We start from the raw sequence: 23,641 nt of genomic DNA, 5'->3' as shown, positions 1-23,641 counted from the left end.
TGTTATTCATCATCACACGTCTGTTATATTACAGCTCTTCCATCTGGCTCTGTTCAGTCCTTGTTATTCATCATCCACAAGCCTCACACCATCTGCAATCATAAGGGGGCGTTTACGTGAGTATTCGATTATGGAGGATGGTGTTGATGAGAGAGCCCTCCTGGCCTCATGGGTACTCATGCCAAAGCAACCTGCAAGGTTCATGAGGTCACGGGGTGTGCGGAGATCATATATTGATGATGCCCTGCTTGAGAGTAATAGTGGAAAATCGAATTTTCTGTGGAGTTTAAGGATCTCCCTGAAGTGCTCAAGAACCCTCGCCCTTACCTTGAGCCATGAGCCCATGATATCGGTGGTGACAAGTTCAACTGCAACCCTGTTCCTTGCAGCCTCCCTTGCAAGGACATGGTTCATTCCAGCGTCCCTCCTTGAGGAGTAGGGTGCAGAGAGGACATCCACCCGGGGATTCTCACAGGCGGCGCGGTTCACCTTAAGGTCCCCCCCTGAAACGTATACAACCTCGGCCTTCTTCCTGAATCGGTTAACTCTGCGCCTCATATCCTGGGGGTTCGATGCGTTTATCATGACACCGGCTGCCACCTCAAGGCCCCTGATTTCAGGGTTATCCATCAGGAGTTCAATCTCTGGCTGAAGGCTGCTGTAGGCCTCATCAGGGTATACAAGGACAGCCCCATGATAGCCGAGGCGGGAAGCCTCAGAGAGAAGTCTAAGAGTGGAATCATGGTCACCTGCCTGGATGTGGAAGTCAAAGAATTTCATCTGCCTGGAGGACTCACTTATTCGAGCATCCTCCTTGGAGTCAAAGGATTTCATCTGAACCCTGCTGGAATCAGTTATTTAAGCATCTATGGAAGTTAAAGGATTCATCTTGCTATATGACCAGTTATTCAAGTAATTTCCTTATATTCTCAGTTGCAACATCCCTCTTTGCAGGGTATGCCTCCACCTTAATCTTGAGGTGTATTGCATCACCGTGCCTTACAGGTTTCCATATTCCCTCAAGGGCTTCCTGTTTATCCAGGCGGATGAACAGGTTACCGTTTTCATCGAATCGATCCTCGAGTTCATCCATTCTGCCCCTGAAGACCTCAATGAATTTTTCCATGAATTCTCTAAGAGCCCTTCTGTGGTCCACCCTGCCCCTTAAAACTGTGATGGGGTTTCCATGGTAGCCCTCTGCCATTTCTCTTTCAGGTGCTGCGCCGGGTATTATGTTTCTGAGGGCCTCGAGGACCTTTTCCTCGTCCTCGGTACCGTAAACCATTAGGCGGTAGGAGATGTTGTGTATCATTTTCCTCTAAAAATTAATTGAGTGGGGCTTTACCTTACCTTTTCAGCCCCCTTACCTTTGTTTCTCAGGCCCCTGTTCTTCTTACCTTCACTTGTGAGGCCCCTGAAAACACGTCCCCGGTGCTGCTTTTCGCAGATCCAGTTTATTTTGGGGTCATTCTTTATTGCAGGGTGGTTTGGATCAACAAGGATGACCTCATAGAACTTGTATTTTCCGTCCTCCCAGACCCAGTAGGAGTTGAGGACCTCCATGTTTGGGTATTTCCTTGCAACTCTTTCCTCTGCGATCCTCTTTATGCTCTTTGCAGTTGTGATCTTCCTAACACCCATTCTTTTGGGTCTTCTACCTGCCTTGAACCTGGGTTTTCTCTGGCTACCACGCCTTACACGCGTCCTCACAACTATGTATCCAGGTTTTGCCTTGTAACCAAGTGATCTTGCACGGTCTATTCTTGTTGGCCTTTCAATTCTTTTAATTACAGGGTCCCTTCTCCATTTTGGGGCCCTTTCCCACATAAGCTCCCTTACATAGGAGTCCTTTGGATTTTTCCATGCGTCTTTAACATATTTGTACATTGTTTACACCTCTATTCTGTTCGGCTTTACGCCACATCCATGGGATCGTATCCCTTAAAAATAGCGGTTTATGTACTACTACATTTCATGTGGTCACTTAAAAAGTTTACTGTTGGTTCCATGAATGAATCTGTTTATACAGATTTTAGTGTCATTAACCATCTGTGTATGTCTGGATTTAAGTTAGAGTAAGCTGGAATTTGATATCCGGTAAACATGATGCAGATAATTCATGAAATCAGAAAATCATGATATCATCACATATCTTACCGGCTATTGATTTTGGTATAATCTTATATCTAAATGGAGTTAGATATATAATATGATATTTGTTGCGGGGGTTGAATGTGAAATACCTGAAACTTTGCTCTTTGCTAGTCGTGGTTTTTTTGTTTGTTTTGCTTTTTTCTGGAATTTCTGCGGCTGTTTCAAGGAATGAAAGGACCGGAAAAACTTATATGACCATCCAGGAGGCTATAGACGACAGTGAAGTTCAGGATACTATAGTGGTGGACGCTGGAACTTACGAAGAAAACATAGTTATACACAAAGAAAATTTAACTCTGAAAGCAAATGGAACCGTAATAATAGATGGATGGCGTGACAGAGAACCTGTAATAAATATAATTGCCAACGGATCGAAAATAAATGGGTTTACGCTGATCAATGGTACTCATGGGATATATTCATCTGCTGGCTGGTGTAACCTGACAAAGAATGTCATAAGACACAACGATATAGCGATATGGTTAATTGATTCCGATAACAGCGTGATTCAGGAAAATGAAATAACTGATAACACCGGTGGAATAGTCCTAATATCATCAAACAGGAACAATATTTCCAGAAATAATATAAGCAGTGAGGGATCTGGAATTTCTCTTGAATCCTCATCTGAAAACACAATTTCCAGTAACATCATAAGAAACTGTCTCAATGGAATCACAGCTGGGTTCTCACCCTCAAATGTAATCAGAGAAAACCGGATAGAGGACATAACAGAGAATGCTATTTACCTTCTGACCTCCCTCAAAAGTGTTTTAAGGAATAACTCCATCAATAACGCATCTGCAGCCATTAAAATTGGTGGAGGGGACAACTCAGTTGACCATTTTATCCAGAACATAGATACCTCAAATACCGTTGACGGTAAACCAGTCTACTATCTCACTGGAATCTCCAACAGGGTCTATGACGGAATCCCAATGGGCTACCTTGCACTCGTGGGCTGCAGGAACGTAACCATAAAAAATGTTGCCCTCTCAAAATGTGGTAACGGAATAATACTGGCAAATACAAGCAGTTCAAGGATAGAGAACTGCAACATAAGCGATGATGACTATGGTATCTTCCTGCTGCAGTCCACTAAAAACACCATTCAGAGCAACAGGATACACATGGCCAGGTATGATGGTGTTTTCATACACTATTCCAGTAACAACACCATTTCAGGAAATAAAATAAGCTGTAGCAACAGTAGGGGCATACAGGTCACCGGTTCATACAATACAATCTACGGCAACCTTATACTGAACAATTCCGTGGGATTATATATACCATCCTACAGCAGGAGTAACAGGATCTATGGAAACAGCTTCATAGACAATGGTATTCAGGCGGAAAATGAAGGCGGTTTAACCAATGTGTTCAATCTCACGCGGCCCACTGGAGGTAACTACTGGAGCAACTACACCGGGAAGGATGAAAATGGGGATAACTTCGGTGACACACCATATATATTCAGTAATGGATCCGACAGCCTTCCCCTCATCAGAGATCCTCTGCAGAAACTTAAAGTGGTATCCATGGATCCCCCAAATGGTTCCATGAGCATTTCAAGGACAAAAAGCCTTGTAATAACCTTCAGCTCCATTATAATAGCTGGAACTAACTATTCTAGCATAACAGTCAGAAAATCTACAGGTGCTCTGAAATCAATCATAAAAAATATAAGCGGCAACAGACTCACCATAACACCCATTGGGGGCTGGGATCCCGGTTTCAGGTTCACAGTAACAATACCTGTGGGGGCCATAGAAAACATTGCAGGAGTCACCCTTGGAGTGGATTTCACATCAAATTTCACGTCTGCCATTGCAGTAACAGCCATTGATCCCAGAAATGGTGCAACAGGTGTTTTAAGGACCAAAGTAATTGTCATAACATTCAGTAACAGCATACTCGCCGGCCCCACCTACAGATCAATAGCTGTAAGAACATCTACTGGACGACTGAAATCCATCAGTAAGAGAATAATCGGCAACAGGCTCTACATAAAACCAGTTGGAAGCTGGAGTGCCCGTACAAGGTACATCATAACTGTTCCAAGGACTGCAGTTAAGACCGGCAGCGGTAACATGATGGCAGCGGATTTCAAATCAGCATTCACAACAAGATAAAAAAATACTTCTTTTCTATTTTTAATTTAAGAATACTTATCTCTATTATATTTTGCAAAAGGTGATTTTCAAGATCTGATTAATTAAAAAACTAAATACCTTAATTTAAAAAAAGAATTTAATCAGTCCCCAAGGACCTCATAAAGTATCCTCATTGCCTTCACAAAGGGCGGGTTACCTGATGTGAGGAGAACAACACGGAGAACGTCAACAATCTCATCCCTTGTAACACCAAATTCATTTATGGCACTCTGTATCTGCTTTTTAACTGCGCGGTCATCTGAGTTTGCAGCTGTTATCCCGAGGGCTATGAGTTTCTGTGTCTTGTAGTCAAGAACCTTCCCTGTGTAGGCGGCCTCGTTGAGTTTAACAACTGCCTCATAGATGTCAGGATAGTCCTCCTTCACATGGACCATGCCCTTTCCATAGAAAACATCCTCTTTCATACCTTACACCTCCCGCATCTTATCTATGTTCAGCTTGATATTTATAACTAACACCAGCTGAAAAATAAAAGGTGATTATTCACTGTTTTTCCTGAAATTCCGGGGATTTATGTTTTTTATCTGCTTCTGATGTCTCAGATTCTTTACATGTTTTTTCAGATGCCCTTGAGGTGTCAGAGAGCATCTCTGAGATCCCTGCGATTGAACCCAGAATACCTGTGGCCTCCACAGGGAGAAGTATCTTTGTGGCCCTTCCATCGGCAACCTTCTCAAGGGCCTCAAGGTACTTGAGTGCTATTATATCATTCGTCGGGTCCCCCTCGTGCATTGCCCTGAAAATCGAGAGTATGGCCTTGGCCTGACCCTCTGCTATGGCTATCTCCCGGTACTTGTTGGCGTCTGCAACCTTCTTTATGGCCTCTGCCTTACCCTCAGCTTCGAGAATGGCTGCCTGTTTATCACCCTCAGCCCTCTTTATCTCTGACTGCTTGTAACCCTCTGCCTCAAGGATTGCGGCCCTCTTCATACGTTCGGCCTTCATCTGCTTTGACATGGCCTCAACTATGTCTCCCGGTGGCTCTATGCGCTGTATCTCAACACGTACAACCCTGGTACCCCACTTGTCTGTGGCCTCATCTAGGACCTCACGGAGCTGAGTGTTTATCATCTCCCTTGATGTGAGGGTCTGGTCCAGTTCAAGGTCCCCTATTATGTTCCTGAGGTTCGTCTGGGCCAGTTTGGTTATGGCCTGGTAGAAGTCAACCACGTTGTAGACTGCATTGAAGGGGTCAACCACCTCATAGAAGATGACACAGTCCACCACAACGACTGTGTTGTCCTTGGTTATGACCTCCTGTGGTGGTACATCAACCACCTGCTCCCTCATGTCAACCTTCTTTATGGCCTCTATGAAGGGTATTATAACCACAAGGCCGCTTTCGACTGTCCTCTGATATTTACCGAGCCTTTCAACAACACCCTTTTCGTAGGGTCTGAGTATTTTCAGGCTCTTGAACGCCAGTACAAGGAGTACGAGTACAATTATTATTTCAAGAAGCATCTTTCATTCCTCCACTTTTTCAACGACGAGTTTAACTCCCTCAATTGCCTTCACCTTCACAAGGTCACCCTCTTTAAGAGCCGCGTCTGACCTTGCCCTCCAGGTTTCACCGTCGACCCTCACAAGACCAGAGCTTTGGGGTGTGATTGCCTCTGTCACGGTTCCCTCTCTTCCTATGAGTCTATCTGCCGCCGCCTTCTTTGATGGTTCTCCGGTTATGCGCGCGGCGAATGGCCTTGAAATAGCAAGGAGGATAACTGAAACAACGATGAATGTAACAAACTGTGCCGTTGTATCGAATCCAATATATCCAAGTGCCGCTGCTGCCAGTGCCCCGAAGGCGAACCAGAGAAGAAAGAATCCCGCCGTCAGCATTTCGCCTATGAGGCATATGGCGGCTATTATCACCCATGACCCAGGTCCCATGATCCCACCACCAGTTAATAATCTACTCCATGTTTATATTATTTACTGTTACCCAGTGTTATTCAATTATTATAATATTGTCACAGTAATGGATATAATCATTTATAATATAATTTTAAATATAATTATTATATTTATTCACTTAATTGAAATTTCAATAATATTTTTTTATGAAAAAGTATTTATAAGCTGGATCTCATAATATAATTCAACGGAGGTGGAATTATGAGTGAAGATGAACTGAAATTCCTTGTGCTGGGTTACAGGATCAGTGAGGGCAAAACCCAGAGGGAACTTGCAGATGAACTCGGTGTCCCTGTGGACATTGTAATAGCGATGGAGAACGGCACCTACAGGCACCCCACAAGGAGGCTCCTTAGCAGAATCCATGAGCTCACCGGCGAATATGAGGTGAAAAGAAGGTACTTCATAAACATTGGAAAGGGTTACAGGTTGAAGGAGAGGCTTGGATCCCAGTTCAAGTACTTTGTCCGTGGCCTTGATAAAATGAAGTACATAAGCCTGGAAGATCTTGAGAAGATGCCAGAGGCTGAATGTTACAGCACCATAGGCACTGTGGACCTGGACGCATTTGAGGTTCTAAGGGCAGGCAAGATGTCCTGAAAATCCACCTATTTTTTAATATTTGCCATTTTGATCCCTGAAAGCAGAAAAAGTGTCCTGAAACCCCTCAAATTATTTATTTTTGGATTAGTCAACATTATTAAGGTTCGGATTCATATACCTAAACATGAGGTTCATAACACTCATTCTGAAGAATCCGTTCAGAAGCCGTGCAAGGAGTCTACTTGCAATAACAGGTATCGCAATTGGAATTGCAACCATTGTAACCCTCGGCGTGATAACCGAGGGCCTGAAGACATCAACAGAGAACACCCTCAAGGCGGGTGGCGCCGACTTCACGATTGTGGAGTCCAATGTCTCGGACATGTTCTTCAGCAAGATAGATGAGGAATACGTGGATAAGGTGCGGAACGTGAGCGGGGTTGAGGACGCGGTTGGAATACTCATGGCTGTACAGCCCCTTGACGACAACCCCTACTTTGTACTGATAGGTATAGACCCCGCCAAGATAAACATGAGCCAGATAAGGATAACTGATGGCAGGGCCCTCAGGGATCCAGATGCAGATGAGGTCATAATCGGTAAGGTGGCCTCAGAGAACCATGGCAAGGGCGTTGGTGATACAATAAAGATAAAGAACCGTGAGTACCGTATCGTCGGGATATTTGAATCCGGTGACATGCAGCAGGACGGAGGAGCCTTTATTTCACTCAAAAAACTCCAGAAAATAGAGGATAAGGAGGGTAAGGTCACCATGATCTACGTTAAGATGACCAGGAATTCAAGGGTGGAGGACGTCACAGACCGCATCGAGAAACGTTACAGTGACCTCACAACCATAGCCTCACTTGAGGACCTTCAGAGCGTTGACCAGGGCCTGAAGACCATAGACACAGCAACCTGGGCCATATCACTCCTCGCCATAATAATAGGTGGAATTGGAGTTATAAACACCATGATAATGTCTGTATTTGAGAGGACAAGGGAGATTGGAGTGCTGAAGGCAGTCGGCTGGAGGGACCGTAGGATTCTCATCATGATACTCGGGGAATCTGTGGTTCTGACTGTGATCGCAGGTATTGTGGGTTCAGTGCTTGGTGTTGCAGCCATACAGGTGCTCCTTGAGCTTGGAATGAGGGGATTCATAGAGCCAGTGTACAGCCCTGAGATCTTCATGAGGGCCTTTGCAGTCGCCTTCAGCGTAGGTGTTCTCGGCGGACTCTACCCGGCCTACCGGGCATCACGGCTCGCCCCCACAGAGGCACTGAGGTACGAGTAGGTGGTTCCATGAAGGCCATAGAGGTGAGAAACCTTAAGAAGAGCTTTGACGGGGGTAAGATAAGGGCCCTTAATGGTGTTGACCTTGAAGTTGAGATGGGTGAGTTCATCTCAATCATGGGGCCATCAGGTTCAGGTAAATCCACCCTCCTCAACATGATAGGCGCCCTCGATGTCCCTGACTCAGGCACCATCAAAGTTGCTGGAAGGGATCTCTCAGAGGAGAGAGACCTGAGCCGTTTAAGGGCCGAGGAGATAGGCTTCGTGTTCCAGCTGCATAACCTCATACCCAGCCTCACCGCCCTCGAGAACGTTGAGATACCCATGTTTGCTGTGAAGCACGCTAACATGGAGGAGCGTGCAATGGAGCTCCTTGAACAGGTGGGTCTGGGGGATAAGGCTGACCGGAAGCCCACGGAACTCTCTGGTGGTGAACGCCAGAGGGTTGCAATTGCCAGGGCCCTGGCCAATAACCCGTCAATAATCCTTGCAGACGAACCTACGGGGGCACTTGACTCAAAGACAAGCAGAAACATACTCCAGATGCTCCAGAAGCTTCAGGATGAGGAGGGGGTTACCCTTGTTGTTGTCACCCATGAGCCCCATGTGGCCAAAATGGCCTCAAGGACCATAAGAATACTTGATGGTGTGATCGTGGATTGAGGTAAGCGTATCCAAGGCCTCTTAGTCTCTGGAATTTACAGTAGGGTGACCTTAGCTGGACACAGGATGGTACTGGAAAAATAAAGTACCTCTGCTCCAGAAAGCCATTTTTAAGGTGCCGTCAATTATTTTTAGATTTTGATTGCCGTGATATCATCCCAATTACCCTCCAAATCAGAGGTCGATATTGTCAGGATGTCATCATCTGTAACCCAAATTTGATTAATAAGTTCCAACATATTATGATCCATGACTGAAAAACTGACTGTTGCCTGGTGTATAACCGGGGCCGGGGAGAAACTGACTGAAACCTACGAAATAATGAAGGATATCAAAAAGATATATGGGGACCGTATCAAAATCGACGTCTTCATATCCAAGGCAGGTGACCAGGTTGTCAAGTACTATGGACTCTACAGGGACCTTGAGACCAGCTTTGACAGAAAATGGGTTGAGATAAACGCCAATTCACCCTTCCTTGCCGGTCAGGTCCAGCTTGGTAAATATGACTTCATACTTGTGGCTCCCTGCACCTCCAACAGCACAGCCAAGATATCCCTGAGGATAGGGGATACCCTGGTTACAAATGCCGTCATAATGGCCCAGAAGGCATCTGTCCCTGTCTACATCATGCCATCGGATTACAGTGAAGGGAAGGTTATCACGACACTTCCAAACGGTAAGAAACTGGAACTCAAAATAACCCGGGAGGATGTTGAACACGTGAAGAGGATATCAAGGATGGATAAAACAGAGGTTTTCAGTGACCCTGACAAAATCTACAAGATCTTTGAGGAGTGGACCTACCCTAAGGATCAATGAAAATTTAAAGGGTGGATTTAAATTGTTACTCCTGGAGTTCCTGGATGGTCACACCGTAGGTGTAGACCGTCATTCCCTCCTCTTCAGTCTGACTGAAAGGTGCTGTCCCCTTGAAGTAGGCCTTAACCTCACCAGTATCTGCTATATTCATTGTTAGAGGCTCCATGTCGGTCATTGATTCAAAAAATGCCATTGCAGCCTCTATGTCCCCCTTATCTGGACTTTCAAAGGTTATTGATAGTGTACCCTTCTGTTTTTCCTTCATCCGGACCCTGTTCTGGTTTATTTCAAATATGTTTTCGCCCTTATTCTTGTTTCCGCTCTCCTTAACAAAAACCACTGTATCTGACATTTAAACAACCCCCGTACTATTATTGGGTGGGGTGTTTAATATAATTTTGGCCTTCTGTTATGTGGCTCACTAAAACTTGTATCCAATAAGGCGGAGGAACCTCTTTCTCTCGGCGATATCCTCCTCATCCTCTATGCCCTCAGGTCTGCTGCCATCTATGACTCCCAGGATCCCCCTTCCCTGATCTGTCTCGGCGATGATGACTTCAACAGGGTTTGCAGTGGCACAGTAGATGTTAACAACCTCAGGTACATCCTTTATCCTCTGCAGCACGTTTATGGGGAAGGCTTCCCTGAGAAACACGAGAAACGAGTGTCCGGCTCCAATTTCAAGCATGGTCTCTGCTGCAAGTTCCTCAAGTTCCTCATCATTTCCTGCATGCCTCACAAGGCAGTCCCCGGATGCCTCGGCAAATGCCACCCCAAACTTTGCCTGGGGAACCGTGTTCACAATGGCCTCATAGATGTCCTCAACAGTCTTTATGAAGTGGCTCTGCCCGAGTATCAGGTTCAGGTCCTCCCGGGGCTCTATTCTCACCTTTTTTATCTCCATGAAAAGACCTCCCTTCCATATATTTTTTATTATGTGTAACTTAAATCATTAAAGGAGGAGAAATGTATTTAAGTCAGAAGATATTTATCATTAATAATCATTATTATTTTTTTCTGGCACTTATGAGGTGTAACCATGAAAGAGAAAAGTAAGGAGATTGGTTCCCGTATAAGGGAACTGAGGGAACTCTCAGAAATCACGGAAGATGAAATGGCCAGTTACCTGAACATTGACGTGGAAACCTACCGCCGCTATGAGACCGGCGAGGAGGACATCCCGGCAAGCATACTCTTTGAGATAGCCCACAAGATGGGCGTTGACATGGGACTTCTGCTCACAGGTGAGGAGACAAGGATGCACATCTTCACCGTCACCCGCAAGGGCAAAGGGGTGGAGGTTGAGAGGAGGAAACAGTACCGTTATGAGAACCTGGCAGAGAAATTCATACACAAGAAGGCCGAACCATTCATAGTTACAGTGGAGCCCCGGGACGAAAAACCAAAGACCAACAGCCACCCAGGGCAGGAATTCAACTACGTCCTGGAGGGGCGCATAAAGTTCTACATACACGACAATGAGATAATACTGAATGAGGGGGACTCCATATTCTTTGACTCATCATATGAACATGCTATGGAGGCCCTGGACGGTAAAAGGGCTAGATTCCTTGCAATAATAATGTAGAGGTGTGCCAATGACTGCTCTCATACATGAATTCGTTAACCGTGTTGAATTTGACTCCTACGAGGATTTCCGTGATAATTTCCAGATAAAGATACCTGAAAACTTCAACTTTGCATACGACGTCGTTGACCGCTACGCAGAGATTGAACCTGACAAGACAGCCATCTTATGGTGCAACGACAGTGGAGAGGAAAAAAGAATAACCTTCAGTGAACTCAAGGAATTCTCAGATAGGGCAGCCACTTTCTTCACCAGGGAGGGTATAGAGAAGGGTGATACTGTCATGCTGACCCTCAAGGCAAGGTACGACTTCTGGTACTCCCTCCTGGGACTTCACAAGATAGGCGCCATTGCAATACCAGCCACACACATGCTCAAGGAGAAGGACGTCATCTACCGTATAAGGGAAGCAGATATAAAAATGGTTGTCTGCATAGCAGAGGACGGAGTGCCTGATGTATTTGACAGTGCCATTAATGAACTGGGGGCAGACGTCAAAAGGGTCATAGTCGGTGACATAGAAAGGGAAGGATGGATAAACCTAAGGAAGGAACTCAGTAATATCCAGGAGGACTTCCAGGCCCCTGAAGACCGCCCCGGTGGAAGGGATACACTGCTTGTGTACTTCTCATCAGGTACAACAGGCATGCCCAAGATGATAGAGCACGACCACACCTATCCACTCGGCCACATAATAACCGCAAAGTACTGGCAAAACGTCAGGGAAGACGGCCTCCACTACACGGTCGCAGACACAGGCTGGGCCAAGGCCATGTGGGGGCAAATCTACGGACAGTGGATAGCTGGAAGCGCCGTCTTTGTCTACGATTATGATCGCTTTGACCCCGAGAAGATGCTTGAGAAGCTTGAAAAGTATGACATAACAACCTTCTGCGCCCCCCCAACAATCTACAGGTTCCTCATAAAGGAAGACCTCTCACGCTACGACCTATCAGGCATAGAATACGCGGTAACAGCAGGGGAACCCCTTAACCCAGAGGTCTTTGAGAGGTTCAAGGAACACACAGGCCTGGAGCTCATGGAGGGCTTCGGCCAGACAGAGTGCGTTGTGTGCATAGCAAACTTCCCATGGATGGAGCCAAAACCCGGCTCAATGGGCAAACCATCACCAGTCTACCAGGTTGAACTTGTGGACAGGAACGGTGACCCCGTCGATGTGGGTGAAGAGGGTGAGATAGTCATAAAAACAGAGGATGGTAAACCGATAGGACTCTTCAACGGCTACTACAGGAACCCGGAGAAGACATCAGAGGTATGGTACGACGGTTACTACCACACAGGCGATACAGCCTGGATGGACGAGGACGGATACATGTGGTTCGTCGGTAGAACCGACGACATAATAAAGAGTTCAGGTTACCGTATAGGACCCTTTGAGGTTGAAAGCGCCATCATATCCCACCCATCGGTCCTCGAATGTGCAGTTACCGGCTACCCTGACCCCATAAGGGGACAGGTTGTCAAGGCAACCGTGGTGCTTGCAAAAGGATATGAACCATCAGAGGAACTGAAAAAGGAGATACAGGAACACGTGAAAAGGGTGACCGCACCCTACAAGTACCCCAGAATAGTTGAATTTGTTGATGAACTACCAAAGACCATTAGTGGTAAGATAAGGCGTGTTGAGATCAGGCAGCATGACCTTGAAGGAGACGGTGAAAACCAATGAAAAAGGCCTACCCGGTAATAAATAGGGTCGAATGCAAGGCATGCGAACGGTGTATAATCGCATGTCCCAGGAAAGTGCTCTACATGAGCAATAAGATCAACGAGAGGGGCTACCACTACGTTGAGTACCGTGGCGAGGGATGCAATGGCTGCGGGAACTGCTACTACACCTGCCCCGAGATCAATGCAATAGAGGTCCACATAGAGAGGTGTGAAGATGGCGACACAGATGGTTAAGGGTAACACCGCCGTGATAATAGGGGCCATGTATGCAGGCTGCGACTGCTACTTCGGCTACCCAATAACACCAGCAAGCGAGATACTCCACGAGGCCTCAAGGTACTTCCCCATGGTGGGGAGGAAGTTTGTGCAGGCAGAATCAGAGGAGGCAGCCATAAACATGGTCTACGGTGCAGCCGCAGCAGGCCACAGGGTCATGACAGCATCCTCAGGGCCGGGTATAAGTCTCAAACAGGAAGGCATATCCTTCCTTGCAGGTGCAGAACTCCCTGCGGTCATCGTGGATGTCATGAGGGCCGGTCCAGGACTCGGAAACATTGGGCCAGAGCAGGCAGACTACAACCAGCTGGTGAAGGGTGGTGGACATGGAAACTACAGGAACATCGTCCTTGCACCCAACAGTGTACAGGAGATGTGCGACCTCACAATGGATGCCTTTGAACTTGCAGATAAGTACAGAAACCCCGTTATAATACTTGCAGATGCCGTCCTGGGGCAGATGGCAGAGCCCCTCCGCTTCCCTGAAAGGGCCATTGAGCACAGGCCGGACACATCATGGGCCGTCTGCGGTAGCAGGGAAACAATGAAGAACCTCGTAACCTCCATATTCCTGGACTTCGATGAACTCGAGGAGTTCAACTTCTACCTCCAGGAAAAATACGCCAGGGTAGAGGAGAATGAGGTGAGATACGAGGAATACATGGTTGAAGATGCTGACATTGTACTCGTGGCGTATGGTATAAGCAGCAGGGTCGCGAAGAGTGCAGTTGACATGGCAAGGGCAGATGGTATAAAAGTGGGTCTTCTGAGACCCATAACGCTATTCCCATTCCCATCAGAAAGAATCAGGGAACTTGCAGATCGTGGCTGCACTTTCATATCGGTTGAGATGAGCAGCGGCCAGATGAGGGAGGACATAAGGATGGCATCTGGCTGCAGGGACGTTGAACTCGTAAACAGGATGGGTGGAAACCTCATAGAACTGAATGACATTCTCAGGAAGATCAGAGAAATCGCGGGGGAATCCAATGACTAAAAAGGTGATCAGGAAACCAGATTCACTCCACGACGTATTCGAGAGGAAGGGTGGAAGCGCACCCACAGCCACACACTACTGTGCAGGCTGCGGCCATGGAATACTCCACAAACTCATAGGCGAGGCCATTGACGAACTGGGCATACAGGAGCGTTCAGTCATGATAAGCCCGGTTGGCTGTGCAGTGTTCGCCTACTACTACTTTGACTGCGGAAACGTCCAGGTGGCCCACGGAAGGGCCCCTGCAGTTGGGACAGGAATATCACGTGCAGAGGACGATGCCGTTGTAATACTCTACCAGGGTGACGGGGACCTTGCATCCATCGGCCTCAATGAGACGATACAGGCCGCAAACCGTGGCGAGAAAATGGCTGTATTCTTTGTCAACAACACCGTCTACGGTATGACAGGCGGTCAGATGGCACCAACAACCCTCATAGGTGAGGTCACAGTTACCTGTCCCGGTGGAAGGGACCCCCGATACGCAGGCTACCCCCTCCACATGTGTGAACTCCTCGACAACCTCCAGGCCCCGGTTTTCATAGAGCGGGTATCCCTTGCAGACCCAAAGAGCATAAGGAAAGCTAAAAGGGCTGTTAAAAGAGCCCTTGAAATCCAGAGGGACGGGAAGGGCTACGCATTCGTTGAAGTACTATCACCATGCCCCACAAACCTCAGGCAGGACGCCGAGGGTGCCGAAAGGTTCCTGAAGGAGGAAATGGAGAAAGAATTCCCCGTGAAGAACTTCAGGGACCGCTCATCCGAGACAGAACCCCTCATAAGATCAGAGAGCGACTTCTCAAAGGAGAGCCTGGACCGCATATTCCAGATAAAGGAGGACTCGGTACCAGACCCTGTGGATGACCCTGAATTCAAGGAAGTAAGGGTTAAGATTGCGGGTTTCGGTGGCCAGGGAGTCCTCAGTATGGGGCTGACACTGGCACAGGCAGCCTGCAGTGAGGGAAGACACACATCATGGTACCCCGCCTATGGACCCGAACAGAGGGGTGGTACATCCAGCTGCGGAGTGGTTATATCAGGTGAAAGGGTGGGGTCACCGGCTGTTGACACCCCAGACATCCTGGTGGCCTTCAACCAGCCATCCATAGATGAATTTGCAGGTGATGTCAGGGAGGGTGGTGTTGTCCTCTACGACACTGCAACCGCAGATTTCAGGAAAAAGGGTAATATCAGGGCCATAGGTGTGCCGGCACTTGAAATAGCAAAGGAACACGGTACAGTAAGGGCCGCAAACACCGCAATGCTGGGTGTTATGATGGCCCTTGGAATCACAGGCCTCGATGAGGAATCCTTCAGGGAGGCCATAAGGTTCACCTTCTCTGGTAAGGATAAGATCATAGACATCAACCTTAAAATACTGGAAGCAGGGGCAGAATGGGCAAGAAAGAACCTTGAGGGGGAATTTTAATGACATACCGTGGATCAGCCAGGAGATTCCTTGAATCAGCCTCCATAGATGTGGGGGACACCGTTAGGGTAAAGAAACCCGATGTGACCTATGAGGGTATGGTGCTGGACCGTGCAGATGATGCAGATGACAGGCACATCGTCCTGAAACTCAAAAACGGATACAATATTGGAGTTGAAATAAGTGAAGCAAAAATAGAGCTCATCGAGAGGGGTTCAGAACCAAAAATAGAGCTACCCCCTGTTGATGTGAGTGAAGACCCCAACCTGCCAGATGTGTCCATAATATCAACGGGGGGTACCGTTGCGTCAATAATAGACTACCATACCGGTGCAGTGCACCCCGCCTTCACCGCAGACGACCTCCTCAGGGCAAACCCTGAACTCCTGGACATGGCAAACATAAGGGGTAAGGCCGTCCTCAACATCCTCAGTGAGAACATGAACCCCGAATACTGGATTGAAACCGCAAGGGCCGTTTACAGGGAGATAGATGATGGTGCAGACGGCGTTGTTGTTACACATGGAACCGACACCATGCACTACACATCCGCCGCCCTCAGCTTCATGCTCAAAACTCCAGTCCCTATAGTTCTTACAGGCGCCCAGAGGAGTTCAGATAGGCCATCATCGGATGCAAGCCTCAACATACAGTGCTCAGTGAGAGCAGCCACATCTGATATAGCGGAGGTCACTGTATGCATGCATGCAACCATGGATGACCTCACCTGCCACCTCCACAGGGGAGTGAAGGTGAGGAAGATGCACACCTCAAGGAGGGACACCTTCAGGAGCATAGACGCCCTCCCCCTCGCAGAGGTAACACCAGGGGACATCAAAATACTTGGCGCTGACTACAGGAAGAGGGGTTCAGCTGAACTGGAACTCCATGACAGTCTGGAGAAGAGGGTTGCCCTCATAAAGAGTTACCCTGGAATGTCCCCTGACATCATAGAATGGCACCTGGAGAGGGGCTACAGGGGACTTGTCATGGAGGGTACAGGCCTAGGGCACTGCCCCGACACACTGATACCGGTACTCAGAGAGGCTCATGAGAGGGGTGTACCTGTTGCCATGACATCCCAGTGCCTCAATGGAAGAGTTAACATGAACGTCTACAGCACAGGAAGGAGGCTCCTCCAGGCGGGTGTCATACCCTGCGCAGATATGCTTCCGGAGGTCGCCTACGTCAAGATGTGCTGGGTCCTGGGACAGACAGCTGAACCCGAAAGGGTGCGTGAAATGATGATGGATAACATTGCAGGGGAAATCAACGAAAGAACATCAATAGCATACTTCAGGGGTTGATCAGATGAACTGGGATGATATAGGACTCAAAATGGGCCTCGAGATACACCAGCAGCTTGATACAGAGAGTAAACTCTTCTGCCCTTGCAGAACAGAACTTATCGATTCAGAACCTGACCATGCTATAGTGAGGAACCTCAGGCCAACCCAGAGTGAACTCGGGAAATTTGACAGGGCAGCCTTCGAGGAGGCCATGAGGAAGCTCCACTTCCACTACGAGAACTACGATGATGGAACATGTCTGGTTGAGGCAGATGAGGAGCCACCTCATCCCCTCAACAGGGAGGCCCTTGAACTTGCAGTTACAATCGCACTCCTCCTCAACATGAAGGTTGTGGATGAATTCCACACCATGAGAAAACAGGTCATCGATGGCAGCAACACCGGCGGGTTCCAGAGGACAGGACTTGTTGCAACCGACGGCCACCTTGAAACACCACAGGGGACCGTTAAAATAGAGAACCTCTGCCTTGAGGAGGACGCCGCAAGGAGGATCAGGGAGACAGAGGATGGTGTTGTATTCAGACTGGACCGCCTTGGTATACCCCTCGTTGAGATAACCACAGACCCATCCATCAGCGACCCCCAGCAGCTGAGGGACGTCGCATACCAGATAGGCCAGGTGCTCAGGAGCACCCGCGTTAAGAGGGGCCTAGGAACCATAAGACAGGATCTCAACATATCCATACGTGAGGGGGCCAGGGTCGAGGTTAAGGGTGTCCAGGACCTTGACCTCATCCCCGAGATAGTTGAGAGGGAGGTCCGGAGGCAACTGAAACTGGTTGAGATAAGAAACACCCTCAGGGAGAGGGGCGCCTCGGTTGAGGAGGACCTGATTGATGTCTCAGAGGTCTTCAGGGAGACAGAGTCAAAGATAATATCCTCGGCAGAGTCAGTACTCGCTGTTAAACTAAGAGGCTTTAATGGACTGATAGGAACCGAAATACAGCCAGGAAGACGTCTGGGTACAGAGATGGCTGATTATGCAAAGAAGAGGGGCGTTAAGGGGATATTCCACACCGATGAACTCCCCTCCTACGGCATAGCCGCCGAGGAGGTTGAATCCCTCAGGGATGCTGTTGATGCCTCAGAGGATGATGCGGTGGTCCTGGTGGCCCATGATAGGGAGACAGCGGAGAAAGCCCTCAGGGAGGTCATCAAACGTGCCAGGATGGCCATTGAGGGCGTGCCAGAGGAGACCCGGAAGGCCCTCCCCGACGGGAACACCCAGTACCTCAGGCCACTTCCAACCTCAAGCAGGATGTACCTTGAAACAGACATACCGCTCTTCAGCATAGAAGAGGAATTCATTGAGAAGATCCGGGAGAACCTCCCCGAACTTCCATCAGAGAAAAAGGAGAGGCTCATAGAAGAATACGGCCTCAGTGAGGACCTGGCATCCCAGCTCGTTAAGAGGAACCTTGTTGAGGAATTCGAGACCCTCGCAGAGTTCAGGGTTGATGTGACCGTGGTAGCATCACTCCTCGCCTACACCCTCAGGGAACTTGGAAGGGAGGGCCATGATATTGACAGTATCGGCATTGAGGAACTCAGAGACGTCATCAGACTCCTTGAGGAGGGTAAGGTGTCAAAGGATGCCCTCAGGGACATAGTTGCCTGTATGGCCGATGATGGTGTAACAGCGGGGGAGGCTGCAGAGAAACTGGATCTCCTGCTCCTCACAGAGGATGAGGTTGAGGCTGTGATAGATGAGATTATTGAACTCAACCACGAAATGATCCAGGAGAGGGGTATGGGTGCAATGGGGCCCCTGATGGGGCAGGCCATGGGTAGGCTGCGTGGTAGAGCCGATGGTAAGGTTGTAAACAGGATACTGAACTCAAAAATCCGCGAAAGACTCTAAAAACCTCAACTTTTACATTTTTAGTTCAAGACCAGTTACTTTTTTACAGTTATCCGCTTACTACTGAAAGCTCAGCACAGTCTGGTGAGTCATCTACTGAAACCTACAATAAACCTTACTGAAATCTTTATCTCAACCAAAAACCAAGATAAATCTTGAAGGTGGTATGATGACCGATTACGATATAATAGTTATAGGAGCTGGCCCCGCAGGACTAACAGCAGGTATCTACGGTGGAAGGCAGGGAAGCCGCGTCCTGATGCTTGATAAGGGACCTGCAGGTGGACGGGGACTTGAGGTCCCCATGATGGAGAATTACCCTGGCTTTGAGATGATAGCCGGGATGAGTCTTGTCACAAAAATGAAGAAACAGGCCACAAAGGTTGCTGAGCTCAGGGAAATGGAGGAAGTCAAGGAAATAGAAAAGGATGACCTATTCACAGTCAGGACCTCAAGGGACACCTACACAGCCTCCGCACTGATATTTGCAACAGGAAGCAAACACAGACAGCTGGGTGTGCCCGGCGAGAACGATCTCCTTGGAAGGGGGGTTTGTTACTGTGCAACCTGTGACGGCCCACTCTACAAGGGAAGGAAGGTCCTCATGGTTGGTGGAGGAAACAGCGCAGCCCAGGAGGCAGTGTTCCTCAAAAACATAGGATGTGACGTTAGCATAGTCCACAGGAGGGATGAACTGAGGGCTGACAGGTACCTTCAGGATAAGCTGAAGGAAATGGACATCCCTGTGATATGGAACTCTGTGGTAACCGAGATAAGGGGTGATGAAAGGGTTGAGGAGGTCATAATACACAACCGTGTAACAGGCGAGGATGAGACCCTGAAGGTGGATGGGATATTCATATCAATAGGTGAAGAGCCCCTCAATCAGCTCGCAGTTGAACTGGGTGTTGAGGTGGATGATGGTGGCTACATCATAACAGATAAAAGGCAGAGGACAAACATTCCCCTCGTATACGCCGCAGGGGATATCACAGGGGGCCTGAACCAGTGGGTAACGGCATGTGCAGAGGGTGCGATTGCAGCAACCTACGCCTACAGTGAAATACAGAGACTCTAAAAGATCTCCTCATTCAGAGAAATAATCATTATCAATCTTTTTAACAGAATAGGAAGCAACCTCAGTTACACCCACACCATGTTCAATCATATAGTTCGCCATCTGCATACCATCAACGACCACTATCCTGCTATCAATTTTGGAAACATATTCCCTTGCACCAGCAGTGAAATCGGAGGTGGTTATGAATATACCCTTCTTCGCCCTCTTACCCTGCAGTGCACCCACAAATTTCTGGATCTCGGGACGGGACACTGAACTGTTCCACCGCTTTGCCTGTATGTAGATAACGTCAAGACCGAGTCGATCCTCCTTTATTATTCCATCGACTCCACCATCCCCCTGCCTGCCAATGGCACTCCCTGCATCCTCCCTGGAGCCTCCGTAACCCATCCTCACAAGTAGATCCACAACAAGTCGTTCAAAGAACTCAGGTGAGCTGTTCCTGACCATATCAAGGATTTCAGCTGCGAGACCCTTCCTGAGTTCATCATGGGCCCTTTCAAGTCTCTCCTCAGGGGTAAGTCTCTCCCTCCTCGAACTGCTTCTTCTTCGACGCCTTTTACGGATCTTTCTTGGTTTCCCTGATCCCTCGCGAAACTCTGCAAATTCAGGGAACTGCATCAGAAAATCAACGTCAATGACGGATGGATCCTCTTTGAGAACCTCCAGTCCACGCTCTGTGATATTAAAAAATCCCCTTTTCCTTGATTCAAGAAGACCCGCCTTCTTGAGGTATGTCTTGGCCCAGGAAACCCTGCTTTTGAACTTTGGGGAGCCGCTTGGCATGAGTTCGTTTAAATCGTCCGGGGATAGCTGGAACTCCTCTGCAAGTTTTTCTAGGGATTCATTAAAACTCTGCTCTCCCTCACCTGCCAGCCTCAGGAGGGGTAACATTATATCCTGAAAATCAGGGACGGCTATATGCACCCTCCGGTGTCATCTTCCCTCTCTGAGGAAGACATATATCACATAGGCGATTATAAGAACCACTATAACCGGCAGCAGCCAGACAAGAACATAGAATGCCACAACCGCAAGTACAAGTGCAACCAGAATGTAAATTATATCCATGGCCTCCATAATATTTAATTATCCAATGAAATATAAATAGATTTTCAGAATCAGACAGGGAGAATGTTTATGATACTCATCATCAACAATCACGGCCAGTACAACCACAGAATACACAGGACACTCCGGTATCTCCAGATACCATCCAGTCTCGTGCCCAATACGACACCACTGGATGAGATAATCTCAATGGAACCAGATGGCCTCATACTCGGCGGCGGCCCATCAATCGAGAGGGCAGGTAACTGTGTTGAATACATCCAGAAGCTTGATATCCCGATACTGGGTATCTGCCTGGGCCACCAGCTCATAGCCCTTGCATATGGTGGGGAAGTTGCAACCGCTGAGGCAGAGAGTTACGCCCAGATAGAACTGGAGATACTGGACGAGGACGACATATTCAGGGGCCTCGGCCCTCGGATGAGCGTGTGGGCCTCCCACAAGGATGAGGTTAAAAGGCTCCCCGAGGACTTCGATGTGCTTGCAACCTCTAGTATATGTGAGGTGGAGGCCATGAAACACCATGAAAGGCCAGTATATGGTATACAGTTCCACCCTGAGGTCCACCATACACAGGATGGCCACAGGGTCTTTGAGAACTTCCATGAGGTCTGCAAGAACCTCTAAGAAAATTTATTTCATGACAGGAGCTCCCGACATCAGTCGAAGAGTAAGGTTTCAGAAAAAGAGTGACCTTAACATTAAATAGGAGCCACACAAATAATTAAACCAATCATTTTTATCCGGTGATATTAATGCTGAATCCATCTGATTTTATTCAGGAAGCTGTGGAAGAGATAAGAAATACTGTGGGTGATGAAAAGGCCATAATAGCACTCTCAGGAGGAGTTGACAGTTCCGTGGCCTCTGTACTTGCAGGTAAGGCCATAGGTGATAACCTGACAGCGGTCTTCGTTGACCATGGACTCCTCAGGGAGGGTGAGGCAGAATACGTGAAGAAGACCTTCAGTGAGAGGCTTAACTTCCGCTACATTGATGCATCAGACGAGTTCCTAAGGGAACTTGAGGGTGTGACGGACCCTGAGGAGAAACGTAAGATAATCGGAAGGGTCTTCATTGAGGTCTTTGAACGGGTGGCAGAGGAGATAGGTGCAAAGTATCTGGTGCAGGGTACCATAGCCCCCGACTGGATCGAGAGTGAGGGTAAGATAAAATCCCACCACAACGTTGCACTCCCCCATGGACTGGTACTCCAGATAGTGGAACCCATAAGGGAACTGTACAAGGATGAGGTGCGGGAAATTGGCCTTGAACTCGGCCTTCCCCGTGAGATGATCCAGAGGCAGCCATTCCCCGGTCCTGGACTTGCCGTTAGAATCGTGGGTGAAGTAACGAGGGAGAAAATAGATATATGCAGGAGGGCCAACGCCATCGTGGAGGAGGAGGTCCTTGAAAGTGGACTCCATGAGAGCCTCTGGCAGTACTTTGCCGTGCTCACAGACACCATGGTGACCGGTGTCAAGGGTGATGTGAGGGACTTCGGCTACCTAGTGGTCATAAGGATGGTTGAATCCCTTGATGCAATGACCGCAAGTGTCCCTGAACTCCCCTGGGACCTTGTGAAGAGGATATCAAAGCGTATAACCTCTGAGATACCTGAGGTTACACATGTGGCACTTTCTGTGAGTGATAAGCCGCCAAGCACCATTGAATTTGCCTGAATCAGATTTTTGAAATTTTTGGAACATCCTCTTTTATTTTTACTTTCATCCAGGTAAGGTCCCCATATAAAAGTTCCTTTTATCATGTGTTATGATGCGACGCTGCAAGTCATAGATCCGAGATTCCTCTAAAGTGACTGATTATAATATAATCTAATATACATTTAAGAACATATTTCCAGTCATGAGTGAAAAAATCCCCATATTTTCCGCTGCAACTGGAAAGGTTGAGATGGTTGAAAAAATCCAGTTAACCGTTGAGGAGTGGAGGGAGATACTCGAACCCGAGGCCTTCCGTGTTGCAAGGTGCGGAGGCACAGAACCCCCATTCACAGGTAAATACCATGACTTCCATGGTGACGGTATATACCGCTGCGTGTGCTGCGGTACGGATCTTTTCGACTCAGAAACCAAATTTGATTCAGGCACAGGATGGCCAAGCTTCTATGACCCTATATCAGAGTACAATGTGGAGTTCAGGGAGGACCGGAGACTTGGAATGGTACGCTGTGAGGTCCTCTGTGCAAGGTGCGGCGCCCACCTTGGCCACGTCTTTGATGACGGCCCCCAACCAACAGGTAAGAGGTACTGTATGAACTCAGCTGCACTTAAATTCATCCCAAGGAACCAGATACGCTGATGTTTAAATTAAAATCTGGGGGCATTTAATGGCTGAAGACTTCGGAAGGTACTGGGTGGCCGGACTCATAATGGCCGTTGCCGGTGGTATGCTGAACACCCTCACCTACATCCTAGGAACCTGGAGACCTGAACAATACCCTGAGTGGCTGCTGGGAATACTCACAGGTGCAATAGGGGTCATCATGTTCATCCTGGTACCCTGGATCTACGGGCGCCTCGTGGAGTTCATCTACATGAGGTTCATAGCCAGGAACTGAAAAAAAACTGCAGACTACACACCTGATGTCATCCAACCCGCTCAAATACGATAATAACTGAAAAAAACTGCAGACTACACACCTGATGTCATCCAACCCGCTCAAATACGATAATAACTGAAAAAAACTGCAGACTACACACCTGATGTCATCCAACCCGCTCAAATACGATAATAACTGAAAAAAAAT

The 23,641-nt window shown here is 48.0% G+C and carries 27 protein-coding genes; 17 read left to right on the top strand and 10 right to left on the bottom strand.

Going from position 1 to position 23,641, the window contains the following annotated elements; genetic code table 11:
• Positions 1-63 precede the first annotated feature (63 nt).
• From rnp3 to QFX30_RS04705, 3 genes are all read right to left on the bottom strand, one after another.
• Positions 64-834 (bottom strand): ribonuclease P protein component 3, encoded by a 771-nt coding sequence (gene rnp3 / locus QFX30_RS04715; RefSeq protein WP_367186130.1) that lies wholly within the window; start codon positions 832-834, stop codon positions 64-66.
• Between the two features lie 70 nt (positions 835-904).
• Positions 905-1,312: an RNA-binding protein gene (locus QFX30_RS04710; protein ID WP_300488906.1), complete on the bottom strand. Its 408-nt coding sequence runs from the start codon at positions 1,310-1,312 to the stop codon at positions 905-907.
• Between the two features lie 29 nt (positions 1,313-1,341).
• Positions 1,342-1,887, bottom strand: a complete 546-nt coding sequence (locus QFX30_RS04705) for a 50S ribosomal protein L15e (RefSeq protein WP_300488903.1) — start codon at positions 1,885-1,887, stop codon at positions 1,342-1,344.
• 389 nt (positions 1,888-2,276) lie between these two features.
• On the opposite strand from QFX30_RS04705, the gene QFX30_RS04700 reads away from it, so the two are divergent.
• Positions 2,277-4,286: a NosD domain-containing protein gene (locus QFX30_RS04700; protein ID WP_300488900.1), complete on the top strand. Its 2,010-nt coding sequence runs from the start codon at positions 2,277-2,279 to the stop codon at positions 4,284-4,286.
• Positions 4,287-4,408: 122 nt separating this feature from the next.
• On the opposite strand, the gene QFX30_RS04695 is transcribed toward QFX30_RS04700, so the two are convergent.
• From QFX30_RS04695 to QFX30_RS04685, 3 genes are all read right to left on the bottom strand, one after another.
• The gene (locus QFX30_RS04695; RefSeq protein WP_013295896.1) at positions 4,409-4,732 is read right to left on the bottom strand and encodes a carboxymuconolactone decarboxylase family protein; all 324 of its coding nucleotides are present in this window, start codon (positions 4,730-4,732) and stop codon (positions 4,409-4,411) included.
• A gap of 79 nt (positions 4,733-4,811) precedes the next feature.
• Positions 4,812-5,792: an SPFH domain-containing protein gene (locus QFX30_RS04690; RefSeq protein ID WP_300488897.1), complete on the bottom strand. Its 981-nt coding sequence runs from the start codon at positions 5,790-5,792 to the stop codon at positions 4,812-4,814.
• A 3-nt stretch (positions 5,793-5,795) separates the two neighbouring features.
• Entirely contained in the window at positions 5,796-6,218 is a 423-nt protein-coding gene (locus QFX30_RS04685; protein WP_300488894.1) for an NfeD family protein, read from the bottom strand.
• A gap of 225 nt (positions 6,219-6,443) precedes the next feature.
• Between QFX30_RS04685 and QFX30_RS04680 the strand changes: the two genes are divergently transcribed.
• The 4 genes from QFX30_RS04680 to afpA all read left to right on the top strand — a co-directional run bounded on the left by QFX30_RS04680 (position 6,444) and on the right by afpA (position 9,566).
• Positions 6,444-6,842: a helix-turn-helix transcriptional regulator gene (locus tag QFX30_RS04680; RefSeq protein ID WP_300488891.1), complete on the top strand. Its 399-nt coding sequence runs from the start codon at positions 6,444-6,446 to the stop codon at positions 6,840-6,842.
• A gap of 127 nt (positions 6,843-6,969) precedes the next feature.
• On the top strand, positions 6,970-8,082 hold the full coding sequence (locus tag QFX30_RS04675) for an ABC transporter permease (RefSeq protein WP_300488887.1): 1,113 nt from the start codon (positions 6,970-6,972) through the stop codon (positions 8,080-8,082).
• Positions 8,083-8,090: 8 nt separating this feature from the next.
• Positions 8,091-8,744, top strand: coding sequence for an ABC transporter ATP-binding protein (locus QFX30_RS04670; RefSeq protein ID WP_300488884.1), 654 nt, complete (start codon positions 8,091-8,093; stop codon positions 8,742-8,744).
• A 249-nt stretch (positions 8,745-8,993) separates the two neighbouring features.
• Entirely contained in the window at positions 8,994-9,566 is a 573-nt protein-coding gene (gene afpA / locus QFX30_RS04665) for an archaeoflavoprotein AfpA (RefSeq protein ID WP_300488881.1), read from the top strand.
• A gap of 25 nt (positions 9,567-9,591) precedes the next feature.
• Here the strand turns inward: afpA and QFX30_RS04660 are convergent, their stop codons facing one another.
• Positions 9,592-9,918 carry a hypothetical protein gene (locus tag QFX30_RS04660; RefSeq protein WP_013295903.1) on the bottom strand — a complete coding sequence of 109 codons (327 nt, stop codon included), beginning with the start codon at positions 9,916-9,918 and terminating at the stop codon, positions 9,592-9,594.
• 69 nt (positions 9,919-9,987) lie between these two features.
• Positions 9,988-10,470, bottom strand: a complete 483-nt coding sequence (locus QFX30_RS04655) for an adenosine-specific kinase (protein ID WP_300488876.1) — start codon at positions 10,468-10,470, stop codon at positions 9,988-9,990.
• A 135-nt stretch (positions 10,471-10,605) separates the two neighbouring features.
• On the opposite strand from QFX30_RS04655, the gene QFX30_RS04650 reads away from it, so the two are divergent.
• The 8 genes from QFX30_RS04650 to trxB all read left to right on the top strand — a co-directional run bounded on the left by QFX30_RS04650 (position 10,606) and on the right by trxB (position 19,797).
• Complete coding sequence (locus QFX30_RS04650; protein ID WP_300488873.1) at positions 10,606-11,154, top strand: XRE family transcriptional regulator; 549 nt, start codon at positions 10,606-10,608, stop codon at positions 11,152-11,154.
• 10 nt (positions 11,155-11,164) lie between these two features.
• Entirely contained in the window at positions 11,165-12,844 is a 1,680-nt protein-coding gene (locus tag QFX30_RS04645; protein ID WP_300488871.1) for an AMP-binding protein, read from the top strand.
• Positions 12,841-13,080 (top strand): 3-methyl-2-oxobutanoate dehydrogenase subunit VorC, encoded by a 240-nt coding sequence (vorC, locus tag QFX30_RS04640; protein ID WP_013295907.1) that lies wholly within the window; start codon positions 12,841-12,843, stop codon positions 13,078-13,080. Before QFX30_RS04645 ends, vorC begins: the two co-directional genes overlap by 4 nt.
• On the top strand, positions 13,061-14,119 hold the full coding sequence (gene vorB / locus QFX30_RS04635; RefSeq protein WP_300488867.1) for a 3-methyl-2-oxobutanoate dehydrogenase subunit VorB: 1,059 nt from the start codon (positions 13,061-13,063) through the stop codon (positions 14,117-14,119). Before vorC ends, vorB begins: the two co-directional genes overlap by 20 nt.
• Positions 14,112-15,548: a 2-oxoacid:acceptor oxidoreductase family protein gene (locus QFX30_RS04630; RefSeq protein WP_300488863.1), complete on the top strand. Its 1,437-nt coding sequence runs from the start codon at positions 14,112-14,114 to the stop codon at positions 15,546-15,548. Before vorB ends, QFX30_RS04630 begins: the two co-directional genes overlap by 8 nt.
• Complete coding sequence (gene gatD, locus QFX30_RS04625) at positions 15,548-16,855, top strand: Glu-tRNA(Gln) amidotransferase subunit GatD (RefSeq protein ID WP_300488860.1); 1,308 nt, start codon at positions 15,548-15,550, stop codon at positions 16,853-16,855. The genes QFX30_RS04630 and gatD overlap by 1 nt, the downstream gene beginning before the upstream one ends.
• A gap of 4 nt (positions 16,856-16,859) precedes the next feature.
• On the top strand, positions 16,860-18,719 hold the full coding sequence (gene gatE, locus QFX30_RS04620) for a Glu-tRNA(Gln) amidotransferase subunit GatE (RefSeq protein WP_300488857.1): 1,860 nt from the start codon (positions 16,860-16,862) through the stop codon (positions 18,717-18,719).
• A 169-nt stretch (positions 18,720-18,888) separates the two neighbouring features.
• Entirely contained in the window at positions 18,889-19,797 is a 909-nt protein-coding gene (gene trxB, locus QFX30_RS04615; protein ID WP_300488855.1) for a thioredoxin-disulfide reductase, read from the top strand.
• Between the two features lie 9 nt (positions 19,798-19,806).
• On the opposite strand, the gene QFX30_RS04610 is transcribed toward trxB, so the two are convergent.
• Complete coding sequence (locus QFX30_RS04610; RefSeq protein WP_300488853.1) at positions 19,807-20,694, bottom strand: restriction endonuclease; 888 nt, start codon at positions 20,692-20,694, stop codon at positions 19,807-19,809.
• Positions 20,695-20,736: 42 nt separating this feature from the next.
• On the bottom strand, positions 20,737-20,880 hold the full coding sequence (locus tag QFX30_RS04605) for a hypothetical protein (protein ID WP_013295915.1): 144 nt from the start codon (positions 20,878-20,880) through the stop codon (positions 20,737-20,739).
• Between the two features lie 60 nt (positions 20,881-20,940).
• Here QFX30_RS04605 and QFX30_RS04600 point away from each other — a divergent pair, with 60 nt between their 5' ends.
• The 4 genes from QFX30_RS04600 (at position 20,941) to QFX30_RS04585 (ending at position 23,452) form a co-directional block, all read left to right on the top strand.
• Positions 20,941-21,498, top strand: coding sequence for a GMP synthase subunit A (locus tag QFX30_RS04600; RefSeq protein ID WP_300488851.1), 558 nt, complete (start codon positions 20,941-20,943; stop codon positions 21,496-21,498).
• A 128-nt stretch (positions 21,499-21,626) separates the two neighbouring features.
• The gene (guaA, locus tag QFX30_RS04595; protein ID WP_300488848.1) at positions 21,627-22,553 is read left to right on the top strand and encodes a glutamine-hydrolyzing GMP synthase; all 927 of its coding nucleotides are present in this window, start codon (positions 21,627-21,629) and stop codon (positions 22,551-22,553) included.
• Between the two features lie 232 nt (positions 22,554-22,785).
• A complete protein-coding gene (gene msrB, locus QFX30_RS04590) occupies positions 22,786-23,193 on the top strand; it encodes a peptide-methionine (R)-S-oxide reductase MsrB (RefSeq protein ID WP_367186131.1) in 408 nt (135 codons plus the stop codon).
• 28 nt (positions 23,194-23,221) lie between these two features.
• On the top strand, positions 23,222-23,452 hold the full coding sequence (locus QFX30_RS04585; RefSeq protein ID WP_300476416.1) for a hypothetical protein: 231 nt from the start codon (positions 23,222-23,224) through the stop codon (positions 23,450-23,452).
• The last annotated feature ends 189 nt before the right edge of the window (positions 23,453-23,641 follow it).

Origin of the sequence: Methanothermobacter sp., assembly GCF_030055435.1 — an archaeon.
In the GTDB taxonomy this organism is placed as follows: Archaea; Methanobacteriota; Methanobacteria; order Methanobacteriales; family Methanothermobacteraceae; genus Methanothermobacter.
This window is presented reverse-complemented; position numbering and strand designations above follow the sequence as displayed.